Origin of the sequence: Nocardia sp. NPDC051756 (assembly GCF_040681495.1) — a bacterium.
Taxonomy (GTDB): domain Bacteria; phylum Actinomycetota; class Actinomycetes; order Mycobacteriales; family Mycobacteriaceae; genus Nocardia.
Window position 1 is genome coordinate 109,434 of the sequence record NZ_JBFAYV010000016.1, and the last position, 21,807, is coordinate 131,240.

Annotated in this window: 21 protein-coding genes and 1 tRNA gene; 16 read left to right on the forward strand and 6 right to left on the reverse strand. The window is 66.8% G+C overall.

Going from position 1 to position 21,807, the window contains the following annotated elements:
* Positions 1-47 precede the first annotated feature (47 nt).
* Both AB0M22_RS42615 and AB0M22_RS42620 read right to left on the reverse strand, forming a co-directional pair.
* Entirely contained in the window at positions 48-509 is a 462-nt protein-coding gene (locus tag AB0M22_RS42615; protein WP_364739044.1) for a peroxiredoxin, read from the reverse strand.
* A 117-nt stretch (positions 510-626) separates the two neighbouring features.
* Positions 627-920 (reverse strand): hypothetical protein, encoded by a 294-nt coding sequence (locus AB0M22_RS42620; RefSeq protein WP_364739046.1) that lies wholly within the window; start codon positions 918-920, stop codon positions 627-629.
* A gap of 194 nt (positions 921-1,114) precedes the next feature.
* Between AB0M22_RS42620 and AB0M22_RS42625 the strand changes: the two genes are divergently transcribed.
* From AB0M22_RS42625 to AB0M22_RS42675, 11 genes are all read left to right on the forward strand, one after another.
* A complete protein-coding gene (locus AB0M22_RS42625) occupies positions 1,115-2,659 on the forward strand; it encodes an anthranilate synthase component I (protein ID WP_364739048.1) in 1,545 nt (514 codons plus the stop codon).
* Positions 2,656-3,438, forward strand: coding sequence for a TIGR02234 family membrane protein (locus AB0M22_RS42630; RefSeq protein WP_364739050.1), 783 nt, complete (start codon positions 2,656-2,658; stop codon positions 3,436-3,438). The genes AB0M22_RS42625 and AB0M22_RS42630 overlap by 4 nt, the downstream gene beginning before the upstream one ends.
* Before the next feature lie 183 nt (positions 3,439-3,621).
* Positions 3,622-4,440 (forward strand): indole-3-glycerol phosphate synthase TrpC, encoded by an 819-nt coding sequence (trpC, locus tag AB0M22_RS42635; RefSeq protein WP_364739052.1) that lies wholly within the window; start codon positions 3,622-3,624, stop codon positions 4,438-4,440.
* Positions 4,437-5,699 (forward strand): tryptophan synthase subunit beta, encoded by a 1,263-nt coding sequence (gene trpB / locus AB0M22_RS42640; protein ID WP_364739054.1) that lies wholly within the window; start codon positions 4,437-4,439, stop codon positions 5,697-5,699. The genes trpC and trpB overlap by 4 nt, the downstream gene beginning before the upstream one ends.
* A complete protein-coding gene (trpA, locus tag AB0M22_RS42645) occupies positions 5,696-6,496 on the forward strand; it encodes a tryptophan synthase subunit alpha (RefSeq protein WP_364739056.1) in 801 nt (266 codons plus the stop codon). The genes trpB and trpA overlap by 4 nt, the downstream gene beginning before the upstream one ends.
* Positions 6,497-6,568: 72 nt before the next feature.
* Entirely contained in the window at positions 6,569-7,741 is a 1,173-nt protein-coding gene (gene lgt, locus AB0M22_RS42650) for a prolipoprotein diacylglyceryl transferase (protein WP_364739058.1), read from the forward strand.
* A gap of 246 nt (positions 7,742-7,987) precedes the next feature.
* Positions 7,988-8,497, forward strand: a complete 510-nt coding sequence (locus AB0M22_RS42655; RefSeq protein WP_364739059.1) for an NINE protein — start codon at positions 7,988-7,990, stop codon at positions 8,495-8,497.
* A gap of 281 nt (positions 8,498-8,778) precedes the next feature.
* Positions 8,779-9,507, forward strand: a complete 729-nt coding sequence (locus AB0M22_RS42660) for an amino acid ABC transporter substrate-binding protein (RefSeq protein ID WP_150406702.1) — start codon at positions 8,779-8,781, stop codon at positions 9,505-9,507.
* 12 nt (positions 9,508-9,519) lie between these two features.
* Positions 9,520-10,188 carry an amino acid ABC transporter permease gene (locus tag AB0M22_RS42665; protein ID WP_150406667.1) on the forward strand — a complete coding sequence of 223 codons (669 nt, stop codon included), beginning with the start codon at positions 9,520-9,522 and terminating at the stop codon, positions 10,186-10,188.
* A gap of 325 nt (positions 10,189-10,513) precedes the next feature.
* On the forward strand, positions 10,514-11,932 hold the full coding sequence (pyk, locus tag AB0M22_RS42670) for a pyruvate kinase (RefSeq protein ID WP_191094319.1): 1,419 nt from the start codon (positions 10,514-10,516) through the stop codon (positions 11,930-11,932).
* A 95-nt stretch (positions 11,933-12,027) separates the two neighbouring features.
* Positions 12,028-12,843, forward strand: coding sequence for an acyl-CoA thioesterase II (locus AB0M22_RS42675; protein WP_364739137.1), 816 nt, complete (start codon positions 12,028-12,030; stop codon positions 12,841-12,843).
* A 73-nt stretch (positions 12,844-12,916) separates the two neighbouring features.
* On the opposite strand, the gene AB0M22_RS42680 is transcribed toward AB0M22_RS42675, so the two are convergent.
* From AB0M22_RS42680 to AB0M22_RS42695, 4 genes are all read right to left on the reverse strand, one after another.
* Positions 12,917-13,336 (reverse strand): hypothetical protein, encoded by a 420-nt coding sequence (locus AB0M22_RS42680; protein ID WP_364739062.1) that lies wholly within the window; start codon positions 13,334-13,336, stop codon positions 12,917-12,919.
* Between the two features lie 131 nt (positions 13,337-13,467).
* On the reverse strand, positions 13,468-14,088 hold the full coding sequence (locus AB0M22_RS42685) for a low molecular weight phosphatase family protein (protein ID WP_364739064.1): 621 nt from the start codon (positions 14,086-14,088) through the stop codon (positions 13,468-13,470).
* 249 nt (positions 14,089-14,337) lie between these two features.
* The gene (locus AB0M22_RS42690; RefSeq protein WP_364739066.1) at positions 14,338-14,853 is read right to left on the reverse strand and encodes a phenylacetaldoxime dehydratase family protein; all 516 of its coding nucleotides are present in this window, start codon (positions 14,851-14,853) and stop codon (positions 14,338-14,340) included.
* Between the two features lie 925 nt (positions 14,854-15,778).
* Positions 15,779-15,862: transfer RNA gene (locus AB0M22_RS42695), tRNA-Leu, on the reverse strand.
* Between the two features lie 224 nt (positions 15,863-16,086).
* On the opposite strand from AB0M22_RS42695, the gene AB0M22_RS42700 reads away from it, so the two are divergent.
* The 5 genes from AB0M22_RS42700 (at position 16,087) to AB0M22_RS42720 (ending at position 21,760) form a co-directional block, all read left to right on the forward strand.
* Positions 16,087-16,704 (forward strand): ANTAR domain-containing response regulator, encoded by a 618-nt coding sequence (locus AB0M22_RS42700; RefSeq protein ID WP_364739068.1) that lies wholly within the window; start codon positions 16,087-16,089, stop codon positions 16,702-16,704.
* Between the two features lie 288 nt (positions 16,705-16,992).
* Positions 16,993-18,195, forward strand: coding sequence for a branched-chain amino acid ABC transporter substrate-binding protein (locus tag AB0M22_RS42705; protein ID WP_364739070.1), 1,203 nt, complete (start codon positions 16,993-16,995; stop codon positions 18,193-18,195).
* 114 nt (positions 18,196-18,309) lie between these two features.
* A complete protein-coding gene (locus AB0M22_RS42710) occupies positions 18,310-19,347 on the forward strand; it encodes a branched-chain amino acid ABC transporter permease (protein ID WP_150406674.1) in 1,038 nt (345 codons plus the stop codon).
* Positions 19,344-20,768: a branched-chain amino acid ABC transporter permease gene (locus AB0M22_RS42715; protein ID WP_364739073.1), complete on the forward strand. Its 1,425-nt coding sequence runs from the start codon at positions 19,344-19,346 to the stop codon at positions 20,766-20,768. The genes AB0M22_RS42710 and AB0M22_RS42715 overlap by 4 nt, the downstream gene beginning before the upstream one ends.
* Positions 20,765-21,760, forward strand: coding sequence for an ABC transporter ATP-binding protein (locus AB0M22_RS42720; protein WP_364739074.1), 996 nt, complete (start codon positions 20,765-20,767; stop codon positions 21,758-21,760). The genes AB0M22_RS42715 and AB0M22_RS42720 overlap by 4 nt, the downstream gene beginning before the upstream one ends.
* Positions 21,761-21,807: the final 47 nt, after the last annotated feature.

Below are 21,807 nucleotides of genomic sequence, written 5' to 3' on the forward strand. Positions count from 1 at the left end.
GAAACGTGGTGATCGCCCCGGCGTTTCCGGTACGACCGTGCCGGGAGCTACTTCGCGCGCTCGCGCAGGAACTTCAGCGCCTCGTCGGCGTGCACGTTGGCGCGCAGCTCGCCGGTGACGATCTTGCGCACGGTGCGGTCCTGATCGATGACGAAGGTCTGCCGCTTGACCGGGGCCAGCTTGCCGAGCAGCCCGCGCTTCACGCCGAACTGGGCGGCGACCTTGCCGTCGGGATCGGAGAGCAGCGGGTAACCGAGGCCCTGCTTGTCGGCGAAACCAGCCTGCGTGTCGACGCCGTCGGCGCTGATGCCGACGCACGAGGCGCCCAGCGCGGCGAAGTCGCCGGCTACGTCGCGGAAGTGGCAGGCCTCCGCCGTGCACACCGGGGTGTTCGCGGCGGGATAGAAGAAGAGGACCAGCGGACCGTCCGCGAGCAACGCGTCGAGCGAACGGGGAGTGCCGGTTTGATCGGGGAGCTCGAACTGGGGGGCGAGCTGTCCTGTCTGCATAGAAAGGGACAGTACCGGGCGCATGTCGCACCCGGTACCGGTCCGTTCCGGCTCATATCGAACCTCCGTCTGCATGCCGATGACGCGCGGGCTGGAGACGGACGACGTGGTTACGTCCTAGATACCGATCAGTGCCGCGACTTCGGGGTTCTTGATCTGCATCACGTCGAGAATGCCGTGCGCGCGCAGGAACGGCTTGAGTTCCTTGATCCGGTCGGCGTGCGTGGCGTACTCGTCCGGGAAGTGGTTCTTGTCCAGGGATTCGAGCGCCTTCGCGTAGGTGACGAAGGTGGCTAGTGCGTTCGGGGCACCCTGTTGGCCTGCCTTGGATTGCAGACCGACCATCCGTGGGGCCTGGCTCGGCGCACCGCCCGGGGCGGCGTGCCTGCCCTCCGGTTGCGAGGGGTACATCAGTTGTCTCCTCTCGATCATGGATACCGCGTGCGAGATGGAACGGAGCGAGCATAGAGACGCCCGTCACAGCGTTGTCGAGGGCATGAGAACCGGGCGGTCGTGTTTGTGACGGATGTGACTCGCGCGGGGCGGTATCGGCCCGCCCGGGGTGCGCCGCGTGGGGTGTCGGTGCCCCCTGGGATGATGTGACCATGCAAGGCGCGTCGACTCCCACCACCACGACCCGGGCCCAGTTCCATCTGCTGGCCGCGGAGCATCGAGTGGTCCCGGTGACCCGAAAGGTGTTGGCGGACTCCGAAACTCCGCTCTCCGCCTACCGCAAACTGGCCGACGATCGGGCGGGCACGTTCCTGTTCGAGTCGGCGGAGAACGGACGATCGTGGTCGCGCTGGTCGTTCATCGGCGCAGGTAGTCCGTCCGCGTTGACCGTGGTCGACGGCGAGGCGGCCTGGCTGGGCAACATTCCGGTGGACGCGCCCGCGGGCGGCGATCCGCTGCTCGCGTTGCGCGAAACCCTCGAACTGCTGAAGACCGAGCGGCTGCCCGGGCTGCCGCCGCTGACCGGCGGCATGGTCGGTTACCTCGGTTACGACGCGGTGCGCCGGATCGAGCGGCTGCCGAACCTCGCGCACGACGATCTGCAACTGCCCGAGATGGTGCTGCTGCTGGCCACCGACCTGGCCGCGTTCGACCACCACGAGGGCGCGATCACGTTGATCGCCAACGCGGTCAACTGGAACGGCACCGCCGATCGGGTGGACGAGGCCTACGACGACGCGGTCGCCCGGCTGGACCGGATGACCGAGGCGCTCGCCGCCCCGGCCGCGTCCACCGTGTCGGTCTTCGATCGGCCCGAGCCGGAGTTCCGCCGGCGCCGCACCACCGAGGAGTTCGGCGCGGGCGTGCGCCGCCTGGTCAAGGAGATCGAGGCGGGCGAGGCGTTCCAGGTGGTGCTCTCGCAGCGCTTCGAAATGGACTACGACGGTGCGCCGCTCGATCTCTACCGGATGTTGCGCGCGTCGAACCCGAGCCCGTACATGTACCTGCTGCACGTCCCGGACGGCGACGGCGGCACCGCGTTCTCCATCGTCGGCTCCAGTCCGGAATCGCTGGTCACGGTGAAAGACGGGGTCGCGACGACGCATCCGATCGCGGGCACCCGCTGGCGCGGGGCCACCGAAGAGGACGACCTGCTGTTGGAGAAGGGCCTGCTGGCCGACGAGAAGGAGAACGCCGAGCACCTGATGCTCGTCGACCTCGGCCGCAACGACCTCGGCCGGGTCTGCCAGCCGGGCACCGTGCGGGTCACCGAGTACCGGCACATCGAGCGCTACAGCCATGTGATGCACCTGGTTTCGACGGTGTCCGGCCGGCTCGCCGCGGGCAAGATCGCGCTCGACGCGGTGCGGGCCTGTTTCCCGGCGGGCACGCTGTCCGGTGCGCCGAAGGTGCGCGCGATGGAACTCATCGAGGAACTCGAGCCGACCCGGCGCGGCGTCTACGGCGGCGTCGTCGGGTATCTCGACTTCGCCGGTGATGCGGACACCGCGATCGCCATCCGCACCGCGCTGCTGAAAGACGGCACCGCCTATGTCCAGGCGGGCGCGGGCATCGTCGCCGACTCGGACGCCGAATACGAGGACGTCGAAGCCCGCAATAAGGCGATGGCGGTGCTCAAGGCGGTCGCCGCGGCGAAGACGGTGCGCGCGTACGGCGCGAAGGGCGACGACGCATGACGGCAGGGTCCAGCGAAGGCGACCACACCCCGGATCCCGACCTCGTCACACCGGACACCGCGGGCGTCGAGCCGGCCGAACCCGCCGCGCGGCGCAAGTCCCCGGTCGGCGCACTGGTCCTGCTCGCGGTCGCGGCGGCCGCGCTGTGGGCTTCCTCCCGCATGACCTGGGTGACGCTCGAGTCCGCCGACGGCCTCACCGAACCCCGCACCGACCGGCTCAACGGCGGCGTCTGGTTCGGCGCGCTCACCCCGCTGGCCCTGGTGCTGCTGGCGTCCATTGCCGCCGTGCTGGCCACCCGAGGCTGGTTGCGGCGCGTGCTGGGCGTGGTCATCGCGCTGATCGCCGCGGTAGCCGCGGTGCCGGCCTTCGCGTTGCTCACCAACTCCGGCAAGATCGCCGAACGCGCCGCCAAACTCGCCGAACTCCCGGCCAGGGCGCAGGTGGGGGAGGCGACGACCTCGATCTTCCCGGCCGTACTCGCCCTGCTCGGCGCGCTCGCGGCCTTCGCGGCGGGCGGACTACTCGCCCGGATGCCGCAGGAAACCGCCCGGATGTCCGGCAAATACGACAACCCGGTCTTCCGCCGCGCCGCCGCCACCGAACAGGTGACCAAGCAGCGCGCCGAGGCCGGCACCGAGCCGGGCTCCACCCAACTCTCCGAACGTGTGCTCTGGGACGCCTTGGACGCGGGCACCGACCCGACCGAGGACGCCGTGAACACCGGTGGGCGGCCCGGCGATCCGGACGCCGACGAGGCAGGCGGACGTGTCCGCTGAGCGATTCGGCCCTGGCAACTGTGGCGGCGCACACCTTGCGCACGGACTGGTTGCCTGGTCCACAACACGACCCGGCGCAAACGCGGCCGGTACGTCCATTTATTCTTGGTCAGCATCGGTGAGACAGCGCCTGGGGAAATTCTCAGGCAGCAAGTCCGTCTCCCCAGAAAGGATTCGAGCCAGATGACGGTACTCGACTCGATTCTCGACGGGGTCCGCGCGGATGTGGCCGCTCGGGAAGCCCTCCTCGACTTCCAGGCGATCAAAGCGGCCGCCGCGGCGGCGAACAGCCCGCTCGACGCGCGCGCCGCACTCCTCGAAGACGGCATCGGTGTCATCGCCGAGGTGAAGCGCGCCAGCCCCTCCAAGGGTGAACTCGCCGACATCCCCGATCCGGCCAGCCTGGCCAAGTCCTACGAGGACGGCGGCGCCCGGATCATCAGCGTGCTCACCGAAGGCCGCCGCTTCCACGGGTCCCTGGAGGACCTGGACGCGGTGCGCGCCACGGTGAACATCCCGATCCTGCGCAAGGACTTCGTCGTCGGGCCGTACCAGATCCACGAGGCCCGCGCGCACGGCGCCGACGTCATCCTGCTGATCGTCGCGGCGCTGGAGCAGGACGTGCTGTCCTCGCTCATCGACCGCACCGAATCGCTCGGCATGACAGCGCTCGTCGAGGTGCACACCGAGGAAGAGGCCGACCGCGCGCTCGAGGCAGGCGCCTCGGTGATCGGCGTGAACGCCCGCAACCTCAAGACCCTCGAGGTCGACCGGGACGTGTTCGCCCGGATCGCGCCCGGCCTGCCCACCGAGGTCATCCGGATCGCCGAATCCGGCATCCGCGGCACCGCCGACCTGCTGGCCTACGCGGGCGCGGGCGCGGACGCCGTGCTCGTCGGCGAAGGCCTGGTGACCAGCGGCGATCCGCGCGCGGCCGTGTCCGAGCTGGTGACCGCCGGCACCCACCCGTCCTGCCCGAAGCCGGCGCGGCGGGGCCGGTGACCGGAGTGACCGAACTACCCAAGGCCAGCGACGGCGTCGCCCACCGCAGCCCGCACGAGCCCGACACCGGCGGCCACTTCGGCGTCTACGGCGGCAGGCACGTGCCCGAAGCGCTGATGGCGGTCATCGAAGAGGTCACCGCGACCTACGAGAAGTCCCGGCTCGACCCGGACTTCCTCAACGAGCTGGACCGGTTGCAGCGCGACTACACCGGGCGTCCGTCGCCGGTGTTCGAATGCACCCGGCTCGCCGAGCACGCGGGCGGCGCGCGCATCCTGCTCAAGCGAGAAGACCTGAACCACACCGGTTCGCACAAGATCAACAACGTGCTCGGCCAGGCGCTGCTGGCCAAGCGCATGGGTAAGACCCGGATCATCGCGGAAACGGGTGCGGGCCAGCACGGCGTCGCCACCGCGACCGCGTGCGCGCTGCTCGGCCTGGACTGCGTCATTTATATGGGTGCCGTCGACACCGCACGGCAGGCCCTGAACGTGGCCCGCATGCGGCTGCTCGGCGCCGAGGTCATCTCGGTGACCACCGGCTCGCAGACGCTCAAGGACGCGATCAACGAGGCGCTGCGCGACTGGGTCAGCAACGCCGACGACACCTACTACTGTTTCGGCACCGCCGCGGGCCCGCACCCGTTCCCCATGCTGGTGCGCGATTTCCAGCGCGTCGTCGGCCTGGAGGCCAGGGTGCAGGTGCAGGAATCCACCGGCAGGCTGCCCGACGCGGTGGTCGCCTGCGTGGGCGGCGGCTCCAACGCCATCGGCATCTTCCATCCATTCCTCGACGACGCCGACGTCCGGCTGATCGGCTACGAGGCGGCCGGCGATGGCGTCGAAACCGGCAGGCACGCCGCCACTTTCACCGGCGGCACGCCCGGCGCGTTCCAGGGCGCCTACTCCTACCTGTTGCAGGACGAGGACGGCCAGACCATCGAGTCGCATTCCATCTCGGCCGGTCTGGACTACCCGGGCGTCGGCCCCGAGCACGCCTACCTCAAGGACATCGGCCGCGCCGAATACCGCCCGATCACCGACACCGAGGCGATGGACGCGCTGATGCTGCTGTCCCGCACCGAGGGCATCATCCCGGCGATCGAGTCCGCGCACGCGGTAGCCGGAGCGCTGCAACTGGGCAAGGAACTCGGCCCGGGCTCGATCATTCTGGTGAACCTGTCCGGTCGCGGCGACAAGGACATGGATACGGCGGCGCGTTGGTTCGGGCTGATCGATGAAGGAGCAGTTCAGTCGTGAGTCAGCAGTCTCGTCTTGCGAATACTTTTGCCGCTGCTCGCGGTGAGGGGCGTGCCGCGCTCATCGGTTACCTGCCCGCGGGCTTCCCCGACCTGGCCGGTTCGATCGAGGTCGTCCGCGCCATGGTCGAATCCGGTTGCGACATCATCGAAGTCGGCGTCGCCTACTCCGATCCGGTGATGGACGGCCCGACCATCCAGGCCGCCGCCGATCAGGCGTTGCGCGGCGGCGTGCGGGTGCGCGACGTGTTCTCCGTCGTCGAGGCGATCACCTCGGCGGGCGGGCAGGCCGTGGTGATGAGCTACTGGAACCCGGTGCTGGCCTACGGCGTCGACCGTTTCGCGCGCGATCTCGCCGGGGCCGGCGGCGCGGGCATCATCACGCCGAACCTGATCCCGGAAGAGGCCGACGACTGGTTCGTCGCCTCGTCCACGCACAACCTCGACCGCATCTTCCTGGTCGCGCCGTCCTCCACCGAGGAGCGTCTGGTGAAGACCCTGGAGGCCTCGCGCGGATTCGTGTACGCGGCCTCGACGATGGGTGTCACCGGCGCCCGCGATGTGGTGTCGTCCGCGGCGCCCGCGTTGTGCGCGCGGATCCGGACCCACTCCGACATCCCGATCGGCGTCGGTCTCGGCGTCCGCTCGGGTGCGCAGGCAGCCGAAATCGCTTCCTACGCAGACGGAGTCATCGTCGGCTCGGCCTTGGTGACCGCCGCGGGCGAGAGCCTGGACGCGGTGCGCGCGCTGACCGCGGAGCTGGCCGAGGGCGTGCGTTCGGCGACCGTCGCCTCGTAATCCGGCGTTCGTCGGCGGTCCTCACGGAGCGGTGGTTCCAGCGTCGCCGAGGTTCTCCGCTACGGTGGCCCCGTGACCTTACGAGTCCTGGCGTACATACCCAGCCCCCCGCAGGGCGTGTGGCACATCGGCCCATTCCCGCTGCGGGCCTACGCGCTGTGCATCATTCTCGGCATCATCGTCGCCATCTGGTGGGGTGAGCGCCGCTGGCGCGACCGCGGCGGACAACAGGGCGCGATCCTGGACGTCGCGATGTTCGCGGTGCCGTTCGGCCTGGTCGGCGGCCGGCTCTATCACGTCGCCACCGACTGGCAGAAATACTTCGGCCCGGACGGCGACCCCAAGGCCGCGCTGGAGATCTGGAACGGCGGCCTCGGCATCTGGGGCGCGGTGCTGCTCGGCGGCGTCGGCGCCTGGATCGGCTGCCGGGTGTATCGAATCCCGTTGCCCGCGTTGGGCGATGCCATCGCCCCGCCGATCCTGCTGGCCCAGGCCATCGGCCGGCTCGGCAACTACTTCAACCAGGAGCTCTACGGTCGCACCACCGACCTGCCGTGGGGCCTGGAGATCTTCTTCCGCTACGACGACAACCTGAAGCCGGACGCGATGAACGGCGTCTCCAACGGCGTCGTGGACAAGGTCGTGCACCCGACGTTCCTGTACGAGCTGATCTGGAACGTGCTGATCGTCGTGCTGCTGGTGCAGCTGGACAAGCGCTACCGGATCGGGCACGGCCGCCTGTTCGCGCTCTACGTCGCGGGTTACAGCTTCGGCCGCTTCTTCGTCGAGCTGATGCGCGACGACGAGGCGACCAAGATCGCCGGCATCCGGATCAACTCGTTCACCTCCGCGCTCGTATTCCTCGCGGCCATCGCCTATTTCGTGTTCGCGACGAAGGGGCGCGAGACCGCCGAGCAGTTGCAACCGACCAAGGAGCGACGCCCCTGGCCGTGGCAGATCGGCGCGTTGCGGGCGGCGGCCGCGACGAATGCGACCTCGGACACGGTTGTGCTGGAAACGGATTCGGCCGCCGAGACCGACGGTGCCACGGCCACAGACAAACTCGAGACCGACGAGCCGAGCGAAACGGCGGACGCCGAGCCGGAGCCGGCCGCCGATTCCGCGAAGGACGCTGATTCCCCGAAGGACGCCGACGCGGACGAAACCAGCGCCGACCCGGCCACCGAGAGCACTACCGCGGTGACCACCGAGTCGAAGCAGGCCACGGACTCCGACAAGTCCTGAATACAACGGTGCCGCCGCGGATTCCGCGGCGGCACCGCTGTCTCTCCCACCGGTTTGCTCCGAATTTCCCGCCGCCGATAACAATGCCGCATCACCTGCGATAACCCGGGGGAATGCCGAACGCTACGGGGCGACAAATCACCGCGCTCCGACCACAATGTCTCGTGATCGTCGCGAGCATCTCCCCGCTCGGCAGATCGATCAATGCCGGGCAGAGGGTGCCCAGCACGAATGAGGAGGACATTGGTGACCGACCCCTACCAGCAGAACAATCCGGGATTCGGCGGACCGCAGTACGGTCCACCCGGCACGGGGCCGGATCTGAACAAGCCGCAGGACACCGCGGCCATGCCGCAGCAGTTCGACTCGCAGCCCTACGCCCAGCCGTCGGACCCGTATGCCCAGCAGCCGCAGTACGGCCAGCCCAACCCCTACGGCCAGCAGCCCGGCGGCTACCCGCCGGCCGGCTTCGGCCCGCAGGGCTACAACCCGAACGATCCCGAAGCCCCCTGGGGCCGCGACCAGTTCGGCGCGCCGTTCTCCGACAAGCAGAAGCTGATCGCGGGCCTGCTGCAGATCTTCGTCGGCGCGTTCGGTGTCGGCCGTTTCTACACCGGCCATACCGGCATCGCCATCGCCCAGATCGCCGTCACCTGGTTGACGTGTGGCTTCGGCGTCATCTGGCCGATCATCGACGGCATCATGATGCTGGTCGGCAAGGTGACCGACAGCGAAGGCCGCCCGCTGCGCGACTGAGCACACCGATAGCCGACGGGCATCGCCGATCCGGCGGTGCCCGTTCGTCGTTCCCCACCCGTCTCGGCCGCGATTTAGCAGGTCAGAGCCCCGAGAAATGGGGGCAGGGCCGGGCGACGCGCCCTCGGATTCGGCGAGTACAACCCTTTCGCGCACCATGATCGATATAGGGTCCATCGGATAAGTCCCGGCGTAGCATGAGCCGGATTTGCGTGTTGTGCGTGGGATGTCCGCGTACCGAAGAGAGGGAACCCGTGCGTCGCAAGCTGTTCGCCGCCGCCATGCTCGCCATCGTCGCCGCCACCGGGCTCACCGCCTGCGGGAGCAGCAGCGATCCGAACGTGTTGAAGGTCGGCACCGAAGGCACCTACTCCCCGTTCAGCTTCCAGGGTTCCGACGGCAAGATCACCGGTTACGACATCGAGGTGATCCAGGCCGTGGGCGACAAGCTCGGCAAGAAGGTCGAGTTCGTGCAGACCCCATGGGACGCCATCTTCGCCGGCCTCGAGTCCAAGCGCTTCGACCTGGTCGCCAACCAGGTGACGATCAACGACGAGCGCAAGAACAAGTACGCCCTCTCCGCCCCGTACACCACCTCCGACGGCGTGATCGTCACGCGCGCCGACAACAACGCGATCACCACCCTCGCCGACCTCAAGGGCAAGACCTGCGCCCAGTCCGCCACCAGCAACTGGGGCAAGGTCGCCACCAACGCGGGCGCGAAGGTCGAGGCGGTGGAGGGCTTCGTGCAGGCCATCCAGCTGCTGAAGAACGGCCGCGTCGACGCCACGGTCAACGACACCCTGGCCGTCGCCGAGTACACCAAGAAGACCGGCGACACCGGCGTGAAGGTCTCCGGCAAGACCGGCGAGACCAGCAAGCAGGCCTTCGCCGCCCGCAAGGACGACGCGTTGATCAAGGACGTGGACAAGGCGCTGACCGAACTGCGCGCCGACGGCACGCTGGCGAAGATCTCGGACAAGTACTTCGGCACCGACGTCAGCAAGTAGCCGACGCCCTCCATGGATGCCGCTACCAGGGAACTGATCTGGCACAACCTGTGGCCGATGCTGCAGGCCACGCTCAAAATGACCATCCCGCTCACCGCGGTCAGCTTCGTCATCGGCTTGGCCATCGCGTTGTTCGTCGCGCTGGCCCGGATGTCACCGGTGTGGCCGCTGTCCGCGGCCGCCCGGTTCTACATCTCGATCATCCGCGGCACGCCGCTGCTGGTGCAGCTGTTCATCGTGTTCTACGCGCTGCCGCAGTTCGGGCTGGTGATCGACCCGTTCCCGGCGGCGGTGATCGCGTTCAGCCTCAATGTCGGTGGTTATGCCGCGGAGATCGTGCGCGCGTCCATTCTCAGTGTGGCGAAGGGGCAGTGGGAGGCCTCACAGGCGCTGGGCCTGACGTATCCGCAGATGATGCGGCTGATCATCCTGCCGCAGGGCTACCGCATCGCGGTGCCGCCGCTGTCGAACACGTTGATCTCGTTGGTGAAGGACACCTCGCTGGCCTCCACCATCCTGGTCACCGAACTGCTGCGGGTCGCGCAGCTGGCGGCCGCGCCGACGTTCGACTTCTTCGCGCTCTACGGCGTCGCGGCGGTCTACTACTGGGTCATCTGCCTGATCCTCGGCTTCGGTCAGACCAGGCTCGAAACGCGACTGGCACGTCACGTGGCGACCTGACCGAGCTGTCTCCCACGGAACCCCGGACACCCGAGAACGGTGGCCGGGGTTCTCGCGTGCGGGCCACAAATCCCCCTCGATCCATGACACGGCAACATCTGAAACGGCGATGCTCCAGCTACCCGTTTTTGCGCGATTCGGCACCGAAATTATCTACTAACGAGTAACATTCGATTGCCGTTGTTTCAAATAGATGGCGCTGGCCAGGGGCGTTGCGCAATGCGTAACGACTTGGAGGTTTCACCAAGTCGCGGTTCATTTTTTAACTAAGCTTTCACCTGGGGCACAGGCGGCCCCGGGCACTGGTCGGGACTAGGCTCTACCCGTGATGCGACGGACGAAGATTGTGTGCACGCTCGGCCCGGCTACTGCCTCCGAGGACCGTATCCGCGAACTCGTCGAGAGCGGCATGGACGTGGCTCGACTGAACTTCAGTCACGGCGAACACGCGGATCACGCAGAGAACTACAAGAAGGTGCGGGCCGCCTCCGATCACCTGGGCAGAGCGGTCGGCATCCTGGCCGACCTCCAGGGACCGAAGATCCGGCTCGGCCGATTCATCGAGGGCAAGACCGTCTGGGCGACGGGCGAAGAGGTCAGGATCACCGTCGACGAGGTCGACGGCACCCATGACCGGGTTTCGACCACGTACAAGGAACTCGCGCAGGACGCGAAGGCCGGCGACCGGCTGCTGGTCGACGACGGCAAGGTCGGGCTCACCGTCATCCGGGTGGACGGCAACGACGTCGTCTGCCGGGTGACCGAGGGTGGACCGGTCTCCAACAACAAGGGCGTTTCGCTGCCGGGCATGGATGTCTCGGTGCCCGCGCTGTCCGAAAAGGACATCGAGGACCTGGAATTCGCGCTGAACCTCGGCGTGGACTTCATCGCGCTGTCCTTCGTGCGGTCCCCGTCCGATATCGAGCTCGTGCACGACATCATGGACAAGGTCAACCGCCGGGTGCCGGTGATCGCCAAGCTGGAGAAGCCGGAGGCGATCGACAACCTGGAAGCCATCGTGCTCGCGTTCGACGCGGTCATGGTCGCGCGCGGTGACCTCGGCGTCGAGCTGCCGCTCGAGCAGGTGCCGATCGTGCAGAAGCGGGCCATCCAGATGGCGCGGGAGAACGCCAAGCCGGTGATCGTGGCGACCCAGATGCTGGAGTCGATGATCGAGAACTCGCGCCCGACCCGGGCCGAGGCCTCCGACGTGGCCAACGCGGTGCTCGACGGCGCCGACGCGGTGATGCTCTCCGGCGAGACCTCGGTCGGCGCCTGGCCGATCGAGACGGTGCGCACCATGGCGCGCATCGTGCACGCGGTGGAGACCGAATCGACCAGGGTGCCCCCGCTGACCCACGTGCCGCGCACCAAGCGCGGTGTCATCTCCTACGCCGCCCGCGACATCGGCGAGCGGCTCAACGCCAAGGCGCTGGTCGCGTTCACCCAGTCGGGTGACACTGTGCGCCGGCTGGCCCGGCTGCACACCCCGCTGCCGCTGCTGGCCTTCACCCCGCTGCCGGAGGTGCGCAGCCAGCTCGCGCTGACCTGGGGCACCGAGACCTTCATCGTGCCGATGGTGGACACCACCGACGCTATGATCCACCAGGTCGATGTAGCACTGCTGTCCATGGAGCGATACCAAAAGGGTGACCTCGTGGTAATCGTGGCCGGCTCCCCGCCGGGTACGGTCGGTTCCACCAACCTGATCCACGTGCATCGCATCGGTGAGGAGGATCATTAACTGTGAACAGCTCTCTTGGAGGGTCGGTCGTCGATTCGTCGGCGGCCGGGAAGTCTGATCTGGACGTTTTACTCGGTCTGCTCGATCTGCAGCAGATGGACGAGGACGTGTTCGTCGGGCAACATCCGGAGAAGGTGTGGAGTCGCACGTTCGGCGGCCAGCTCGTCGCGCAGGCGATCATCGCGGCGGGCCGCACGGTCGGTGACCGTCCGGTGCACGCGATCAACGCGCATTTCGTGCGCGGCGGCGATCCGAAGAAGCCGATCGAGTACCGGGTGGACCGGCACCGAGACGGCCGCGCGTTCGCCAACCGCACCGTCACCGCCCTCCAGGACGATCAAGAGCTGTTCGTGATGCTCGCGGCGTTCCAGGACTGGCACAAGGGTCTCGAGCACGGGCACCCGCTGCCCGACGTGCCGGACCCGGAGACCTTGCCGCGCATCGAGGAGAGCTTCGTCGGCTTGGAAGACAAGCTGGAGATGTTCATCAAGGCGCCGCACCCGATCGACATGCGCTACACCAACGACCCGGCCTGGATCATGAAGGGCACGGGGGAGCGGCTCAACCACAATCGGGTGTGGATGCGCACCGACGGGCGGCTGCCCGACGATCCGCTGCTGCACGTTGCGATGCTGGGTTATTCGTCCGACACCACGGTGCTGGACTCGATCATCACCACGCACGGGCTGTCCTGGGGACTGGACCGGATCGTGGCGGCGACGGTGAACCACTCGATCTGGTTCCACCGGCCGTTCCGGTTCGACGAGTGGGCGCTCTACGCCACCGAGTCCCCGGTCGCCTCGGGCTCGCGTGGGCTGGCGACCGGTCGCTTCTTCTCCCGTTCCGGGGAGCTGCTCGCGACCACCGTGCAGGAGGGGCTGATTCGGCACTTCCCCGCGCGGGGCAAGTAGCCGATCCGCTGAACTTCGCCGCATCCGCTTCCCGAGCTGTCGGGAAGCCGGTGCGGCGCAGTCGTTTCCGGGGTCAGATCCGTTCGCGCTCGACGTCGAGGTCCAGGTCCGCGCGCTGCCTGGCGCGGATCGAGAACGGGATGTTCTGGCCCGGCTCGGTGCTCGCGGCGCCGTAGATCCCGTGCAGCAGTTGCTGTTCCAGGCCGGCCATGTCCGCGTCGGTGAGCTCGGCCGGCGCGCCGACCAGGCTGAGCGCGATCTCGTAGGTGCCGCGCTCGCCCGGCTCGTCGCCGGGATGCTCCATCCGCCACTGGGTTTCGAGCGTCACATGGGCCGGATCGTCGGTGTCCACCGGGAGCGTGAAGCGCCAGGCGAACACCTCGCGGTCCTGCAGGTGGTCGTCCACAACCTCGCGTACGGTCTCGACGACTCGTTCGAGGGTTTCCGGTGTCACATACACATGGAGCGAAACATCCGAAATGCGTTTCGGCATGTCTATTCCTGTCGTGTGTCGAACCAGCAACGGTGGAAGTTGGTGTCCGCGGGAGTGTAATACGTCCGGCCGGGAAATGGACATAGCAGCTCTGCATTGCTGTGTCGGAGAGTGGTATTTGGGTCGAAAGACTACCTGATGCGGTGCGCCGCCAGAAAGGACGCCAGCGGTGGGGAAGCCGCGCCCGGCTCGATGACCAAGCCGGGGTGTTCGTCTTTCACCGGCCGCGACTGCTCGTGCGGGGCCAGCGCGAGCAGCAGCGGCACCAGGGCCTCCGCGATCCGGTCGCCGACCTCGCAGTACGCCTGCTCGGACAGCCCCACCGGGTCGGTGATGTTCTCCCGGCCGACGATCGACAGATCGTTGCGCGCCCGGTGCAGCTCGGCGATGGAGCGGGCGCCGGTCACGTGGGCGATCCGATGCGCTTCCAGGAGGGTGAAGGTGCGCGACGCGACGCCGAAACCCATCTCGCTCACCGTGTCGCGGATCTGCTGGGTCATGGTCAGCACCAGATCGGCGTTGTCCACCATCTCGTCCCTGAGCCGGCGCGCCTTGAAACCGCTCGCGTCCGCGCCCAGGCCCTCGATCGCCTGCGCGGCCAGTGGCTCGGCCGGGAAGCCCACCAGGGCACGGGTTCCGGCGCTCTCCGCGGTCAGGTTCGGCAGGGCGTGTTCGACCGCGAGCGCGCGGGTGAGGCGCTCGGCAATCACCGAACGGCAAACATTGCCGTTGCAGACGAACAGGACGTGCATAGGAATACGGTAAACGTTCGATAACGCTGCCGATGTCCGAAAACCTCCGAAACCCACGGTCTAGACCAATATTTCATCTACAGGTCAGATGCCGTACACGAATGGCGGCGCACATGAGGTGTGCGTCGCAATTGTGGATGATCATGTTCGACTGTGTCCCTGTGCACTTACCCCGCACCGGGATCATCGAAACGCAATGTTGTGATTGCCCTGTGATAGGACAGTACGGCCGATCATGGGACGACTCGGTTACTTGTCTAGTTCGCCGCTGTAGTAAGTCTTTTCGTCCACCACCGGCGCCACTTTGGCCGGCTGATCGTGCACCCGGCCCCGGGTGGAGAACATCCGCCCGCGCGCGGAGATCACCGGCGCGAACCGCGCCATCCCGGTCGAGACGTCCATGTCGTCGTACATCGCGTCGATGCCGCCGCGCATGAAGTACGCCTCGTGCCAGAACCCCGTCCCGCCCGAGTCCTGGAGGAACTTCTGCCACCACTCCCGGTGCGGGGCCGACCGCGTCCACCGCTCCAGGCTGTCCAGGTCTCGCCAATATTGCCGGGCTCCCCAGTGCGGCGGGAACAGCGACCAGATCACGTCCTCGTGCGACAGCAGCCCGTCCGGCCGATCCTTGTGCGAGCTATAGAGTTTCGGCCCGAGCCCCAGCAACCGCAGCATGCCGCGCGGCTTGTGCACCCGCATGCCGAGATAGATGACGACAAGATCCGGATACCCGTCCAGATCCACCGTGGTCCTGTTCACCCGCATCGCAACCTCCGCTGATTTGGGCGTCCTATTTGCCCACCTTACGCGTGAATACGAGAGGAATGGGCGATCGGTTCATCCGCCGGGCCGGTATGCGCGTCCTGGCCGGGACGGCCGAAGTGCAGCGTGGCGCGGCGATACACACGAGCCCTCGCGGAATGCGCGACACGTCGTGCTCGGAAGGTGCCACCGGTCGTTTTGGAACGGCGAATCGGTCCATTTTGGAACATGTCCCGATAATTCGGGTGTGATGCCGAAAACCACTGTGGTCCAACGGTTTCAGTCAGTGGCGTGGCATAGAGTGTTGGCACCTCCAGCCGAGGGGCGATGGACCTAGTCCAGACATCGCGCCCAGGAGGGAGGTGGTGGGTAATGGCGAAACATCGGCGGGCAAAGAGCAAAGCCCCGGCCAACGACGGCATCTTGCTTGCAACAGCTGCCGTGGTCGCCGGGGCGCTCGTGCTAGTCCGCTGGTTGAGGGGCTAGGAGACCCACCAGGTGGGGCGTCGCACCAACGGCGTCCCACCGCCCAGCATCACTCACGTGACACTTAGATATTACTCGACAGCGAACGAACCGACGTGATTCGAACCAAAATGCGGGTCATCGCAGGATCGAGCGCCGAGATCTGCGCCCGCGAAACGCTCATCACCCCTGTGAACCATCCGGAACTGCCACAGCCGCACGGGTTTTGACATCCGCACTCGTGTCAGCGCGGCGAGCCGGTGTGCGGGAAATCAGAAGACGTGCGGCTCGTCAGAAGGCGTGCGGGAAATCAGAAGGTGTGCGGCGTCCCCAACGCAACCATGAGAAGGGGGGTTCGGGGGGCGAAGCCCCGCCGAGCGGGGTCCGGGGGTTGCACCCCCGGAAGAAATGACGAGACGACCCCGTTCGCGTACTCCGCGAACAGGGATCGCCCATCGTCGAGTGCCGAGTGTGGGACTCGAACCCACACGTCCTTTCGGACAACGGTTTTTGAGACCGTCGCGTCTGCCAGTTCCGCCAACCCGGCGCACCGGGAGGAAATGATAGCGGGTGGGGCGGGCTGGTACCTAACCGGTTGCTCGGTGACGCGCGGCCGGGCGGTTTGCCCTGGGTATATGCGTTCTATGCCGAAGTGAAAGGTACTCTTTACATCACTCGATAGCGCGGTGGTGAGGTCGATGGTCGGCTTGTTGGACCAACGTCCACCCTTCGGCGTGTCGGGACAGGCATCTGAACCAGAGGGGTCTACCTATGAGCACAGCAGCAGGGGGCGCAAGCACTAAGCGCGACGCGGGGGCGAAGCGGGTTGTCGTCGCGGAGGATGAGGCGCTCATCCGCATGGACCTGGTCGAGATGCTGACCGAAGAGGGTTACCTGGTTGTGGGTGAGGCCGGCGACGGCCAGCAGGCGGTGGATCTGGCGGTGGAGCATCGCCCGGATCTGGTGATCATGGATGTGAAGATGCCGCGCCGGGACGGTATCGATGCGGCGGCCGAGATCGCGTCGAAACGGGTTGCGCCGGTGGTGATTCTGACGGCGTTCAGTCAGCGGGATCTGGTCGAGCGGGCGCGCGACGCGGGCGCGATGGCGTATCTGGTGAAGCCGTTCACCAAGTCGGATCTGGTGCCGGCGATCGAGCTGGCGGCGAGCCGCTTCCATGAGATCACCGCGCTGGAGAGCGAGGTGGCGAACCTGTCCGACCGGCTGGAGACGCGCAAGCTGGTGGAGCGGGCCAAGGGCGTGCTGATGCAGACGCAGGGGCTGTCCGAGCCGCAGGCTTTCAAGTGGATTCAGCGGACCGCGATGGATCGCCGGACTACGATGAAGGCCGTCGCCGAGGTCGTGCTGGAGAACTTGGCGCCCAAGTGAGCGGCCGGGTCCGCTGAGCGGACCCCAGTGGTAGGGCACGGCGTGCTGAAGGACTGCGTCCGTCTGAGCCGATTAAGCGTGGATTTTACGCGGGTGAAACGCAATCGTGAACAAAAATTCGACACGATGTCGCGTTCATGATCCGAATGTGATGCGGAACTAACGTATGGACGCTAAGTTCTGACCGGGTCGACGTGGTCGGCCTCCTCGGTGATCCCGGGGGAGCACAGGACTTAGAGGTGAAACGTGCTTAGTTCGACATGGCACAGTCGTACGACGCGAGGTGTTTTGGCTATCGGCGCTGCCGCCGCGCTGGTGCTGACCGGATGCAGTGACAAATCGACCAGCACTGGTGGAACGGATACGTCCGGCACCAGCGGCGCGGCCGGGCTGTCCATCCAGCCGGTGGCGCAGGTAGACATCAACGGCAAAGAGGTGTCGAAGACGGATCCGGCGAAGGCCGCCGATCCCGCTGGTGACGGCAAGGCGACCTGCCCGGCCGGCACGACCATCGCCTTTGCCGGCGCGTTGACGGGCCCGAATGCCGCGCTCGGGATCAACATTCAGATGGGCGTCAAGCTGGCGCTCGACCAGCACAACAAGGCCAACGCGGGCTGCAAGATCGAACTGAAGTCGTTCGACACCGAGGGTGACCCGCAGAAGGCCACCCAGGTCATTCCGCAGGTGGTCAACGACAAGTCGATCATCGGCCTGGTCGGCCCGGCGTTCTCCGGTGAGACCAAGGCGACCGGCAAGATCCTCAGCGACGCTGGCCTGGTCTCGGTGACCTCCTCGGCCACCAACGCCACGCTGACCCAGAACGGCTGGACCACCTTCTTCCGCGGCCTGGCCAACGATGACGTGCAGGGACCGTCGGTGGCGAAGTACCTGACCGGCACCGCGGGCTACAAGAAGGTCTGCGTCGTCCAGGACAACAGCGACTACGGCACCGGCCTGGCCAAGAGCATCACCGATGGTCTGGGCTCGGCGGCCGACGCCGCCTGCTCGTCCAGCATCAAGACCGGTGACAAGGACTTCTCCGCGACGGTTACCAAGATCGCCTCGGCCAATGCCGACGCCGTCTTCTACGCCGGTTACTACGCCGAGGGCGCGCCGCTGGCCCAGCAACTGAAGTCCGGTGGCTTCAAGGGTGTCTTCATCGGCCCCGACGGCGTGAACGACCCGCAGTTCCTGTCCCAGGCCGGCAGTGCGGCCAAGGGCGCGATGCTGACCTGCCCGTGCGGTCCGGCTCCGGACAAGTTCGCCAAGGACTACCAGGCCTTCAACGGCCAGCCGTCCGGCGTGTACTCGGTGGAGGCCTACGACCTGGCCACGATCCTGGCCAAGGGCATCGACGGTGGCAAGGTCAGTCGTCCGGACCTGCTGGAGTATGTGAAGTCCTACGACGGTGCCGGCCTCGCGCGTCAGTACAAGTGGAACGCCAACGGCGAACTGAGCAACGCGTTGATCTGGATCTACACGGTCAAGTAACCCACACGAACGAGATCGCGCAGCACGTACCGGGGTTCGCGCGAATCCCAGTACGTGCTGCTGTGTCGTTCGGGCGAATCTATGAGGGCGAATCGATGAGGGCGAATTAGCGAAATGACTTCAACGGCATTAACCGGCGCTGTACAACTCGCCGGCGGATCAATCGACTTCAACTATGAAGGAGTGATCCACGATTTCTGGCGACTGACCGTCGACGGATTGTCCTACGGTGCGATCTACGCGCTGGTTGCTGTGGGCTACACCCTGGTCTACGGCGTTTTGCGGCTGATCAATTTTGCCCATTCGGAAATTTTCATGCTCGGCTTGTTCGGCCAGTATGTCGGGCTGATGTTGCTCGGGTTCTCGCCCAGCGGTGATGTCTACTCCCAGGGCATCATCCTCACCATTACCTATCTGGCGTTGGCCATGATCTTCGGCATGGCGGTATCCGGCGCCGCCGCAGTCGGATTGGAGCGGGTGGCCTATCGGCCGCTGCGCAGACGCGGCGCCAAACCACTGATCTTTCTCATCACCGCGATCGGCGCCTCGTTCGTGATCCAGGAGGTGGTGCACTTCGTGCTGCCGAAGATCTGGCCGAGTCTGGGCGGCACCAACGCCCAGAAGCCGATCATGCTGGTGGAGCCGACCAAGCAGTTCAACATCGGTGGCGCGGACATCACCAACGTGACGCTCGTGATCATCGGCGCCGCAGTCATTCTCGCGATCGCTACCGAACTGCTGATCAATCAGACCAAGTTCGGCCGCGGCATCCGGGCGGTCGCGCAGGATCCCGATACCGCGACGCTGATGGGCGTCTCGCGGGAGCGGATCATCATGCTCACCTTCCTCATCGGCGGCGTGCTCGCCGGTGCGGCCGCGCTGCTGTACGCGCTCAAGATCCCGAACGGGATCATCTACTCGGGCGGGTTCATCCTCGGCATCAAGGCGTTCAGCGCCGCGGTGCTCGGCGGCATCGGCAACCTGCGTGGCGCGTTGCTCGGTGGCCTGCTGCTCGGGCTGGCGGAGAATTACGGTCAGATCCTGTTCGGCACCGAATGGCGTGACGTGGTCGCGTTCGTGGTGCTCGTGCTGGTCCTGATGATCCGCCCGACCGGCATTCTCGGTGAGAGCCTCGGGAAGGCGCGAGCATGAGTGACACGAAAACCGTTACCCCGCCGACCAAGCCGGAGCGGCCGATGCACGGCATCGGTGACAACCTGCGTTCGTGGTGGAGCGGATTGTCCCGGCCGGCGCAATGGGCCGTCGGCGTCCCCGCCATCATCCTGCTGGCCTTGCTTCCGTTGTTCCCGCCGCCGTTCCTCGACACCCCCGGTACCAGCTTCGGCGGCGTGATGGCGCAGTTCGCCATGTACGCGCTACTCGCGGTCGGCCTGAATGTCGTTGTCGGACAGGCGGGTCTGCTCGACCTCGGCTATGTCGGCTTCTATGCCGTCGGTGCGTACACCGTCGGCCTGCTCACCAGTCCCAACAGCCCGTGGAATCAGACCGACGGCGGCTGGCTGAGCGAGGACTGGGCCTGGCTGGCCTGCCTGCCGCTGGCGGCGGCGGTCACCGCGGTCTCCGGCCTGATCCTCGGTACCCCGACGCTGCGCTTGCGCGGCGACTACCTGGCGATCGTGACGCTCGGCTTCGGTGAGATCGTCCGGCTGCTCGCCGACAACCTCGGCGACGTGACCAACGGCAGCCTCGGCCTGTCCGGCATCGCCTACCCGCACATCGGCGAGTCCGAGCACAAGCAGAACGGCGTGTTCTCCTCCGGCAATGTCGGAAACTCGGAGACCTCCAACATCTTCGACAAGGCGAACGCGGGCACCTGGTGGTTCTGGGTCGGCATGATCCTGGTGATCATCGTCCTGCTGATCGTCGGCAACCTGGAGCGCAGCCGGGTCGGCCGGGCCTGGGTCGCGATCCGCGAGGACGAGGACGCGGCCGAGATCATGGGCGTGCCGACGTTCAAGTTCAAGCTGTGGGCGTTCATGATCGGCGCCGCGGTCGGCGGCCTGTCCGGCGCGCTGTACGCGGGTCAGGTGCAGTTCATCAACCCGACCGGGTTCAACATCATCAACTCGATGCTGTTCCTGTGCGCGGTGGTCATCGGCGGTCAGGGCAACAAGCTCGGCGTGATCGTCGGCGCGTTCATCATCGTGTACCTGCCGAACCGGCTGCTCTCGGTGCAGGCCGTCGGGCAGACCGCGGTCGGCTGGTTGCTGATCGTGTTCAGCGTGGCCGTCCTCGTCGCGTTGATCGTGTTCTGGCGCAGGTGGGCTCGTGATCAAGAACGGCCGATCCGGCTCGGTTATGCGGCCGGGTCGATCGTGGCGGTCGTGGTGCTGCTCGTCTTGCTCGGCAACGTGCTGAAGTTCCACGAACCGGGCGCGCAGTCGCTCGGCGACTACAAGTATCTGTTCTTCGGTATCACGCTGATGGTGGTCATGATCTTCAAACCGCAGGGCCTCTTGCCGGTCCGGCAGAAGCTGCTCGCCTACGGGCGCCAGGTGTATCAGGCCGTGCGCAGGCCGTTCGGCGACGACGCGATCGGGGCGACCCGATGACCGGCCCGGGCGCCGGTGGCGCACTGTTCGACAACGAAGACATGGCCGCGGGCTACGTGGCCGAACCCGAGACCGAACCCAGTGCCGGCGTGGTCGATCTGACCGCGGTTATCCCGGACCTGGCCGACGCGGAAACGGTCGCGGAGGTCGTCGCCTCCAGCCGGGAGATCGAGACGGCCGTCGGCGCGCCGCTGTTGCGCACCGAGGACCTGACCGTGAAGTTCGGCGGACTGACCGCGTTGGACGCGGTGAGCTTCGAGATCCGCCGCGGCGAGATCCTCGGCCTCATCGGGCCCAACGGCGCGGGTAAGACCACCTGCTTCAACGCGATCACCGGCGTCTACCGGCCCGCGTCCGGCACGGTGTACTTCGACGGCGCACCGCTGACCAAGACCAAGCGCAACGCCATCACCCGGCTCGGCATCGCGCGCACCTTCCAGAACATCCGGCTCTTCGGCGAGATGACCGCGCTGGAGAACGTGGTGGTCGGCACCGACGCCAGGCACAAGACCTCGGTGCCCGGCGCCATCTTCCGCACCACCCGGCACCGGCGCGAGGAACACGACGCGATCGAGCGGGGCATGGCGCTGCTCGAATTCGTCGGCATCGCACCGAAAGCGGTGGAGAAGGCGCGCAACCTGTCCTACGGCGATCAGCGCAGGCTGGAGATCGCCAGGGCGCTGGCCACCGAGCCGAAGCTGCTCTGCCTGGACGAGCCCGCGGCCGGGTTCAATCCGAGCGAGAAGTCGGCGCTGATGGATCTGATCCGCAAGATCCGCGACGACGGGTTCACCGTGCTGCTGATCGAGCACGACATGCGCCTGGTGATGGGCGTGACCGACCGGATCGTGGTGCTGGAGTTCGGCCGCAAGATCGCCGACGGGCTGCCTGCCGAGATCCGGGAGGACCCCGCGGTGATCGCCGCCTATCTCGGTGTGCCCGATGACGGCACCGAGTCGGGGACGGCAAGCGCGCACGGGACGGACGGGTAGGAGCAGCGATGGCATCGCACAGAGAACCGGATCAGCAGACCGTCGAC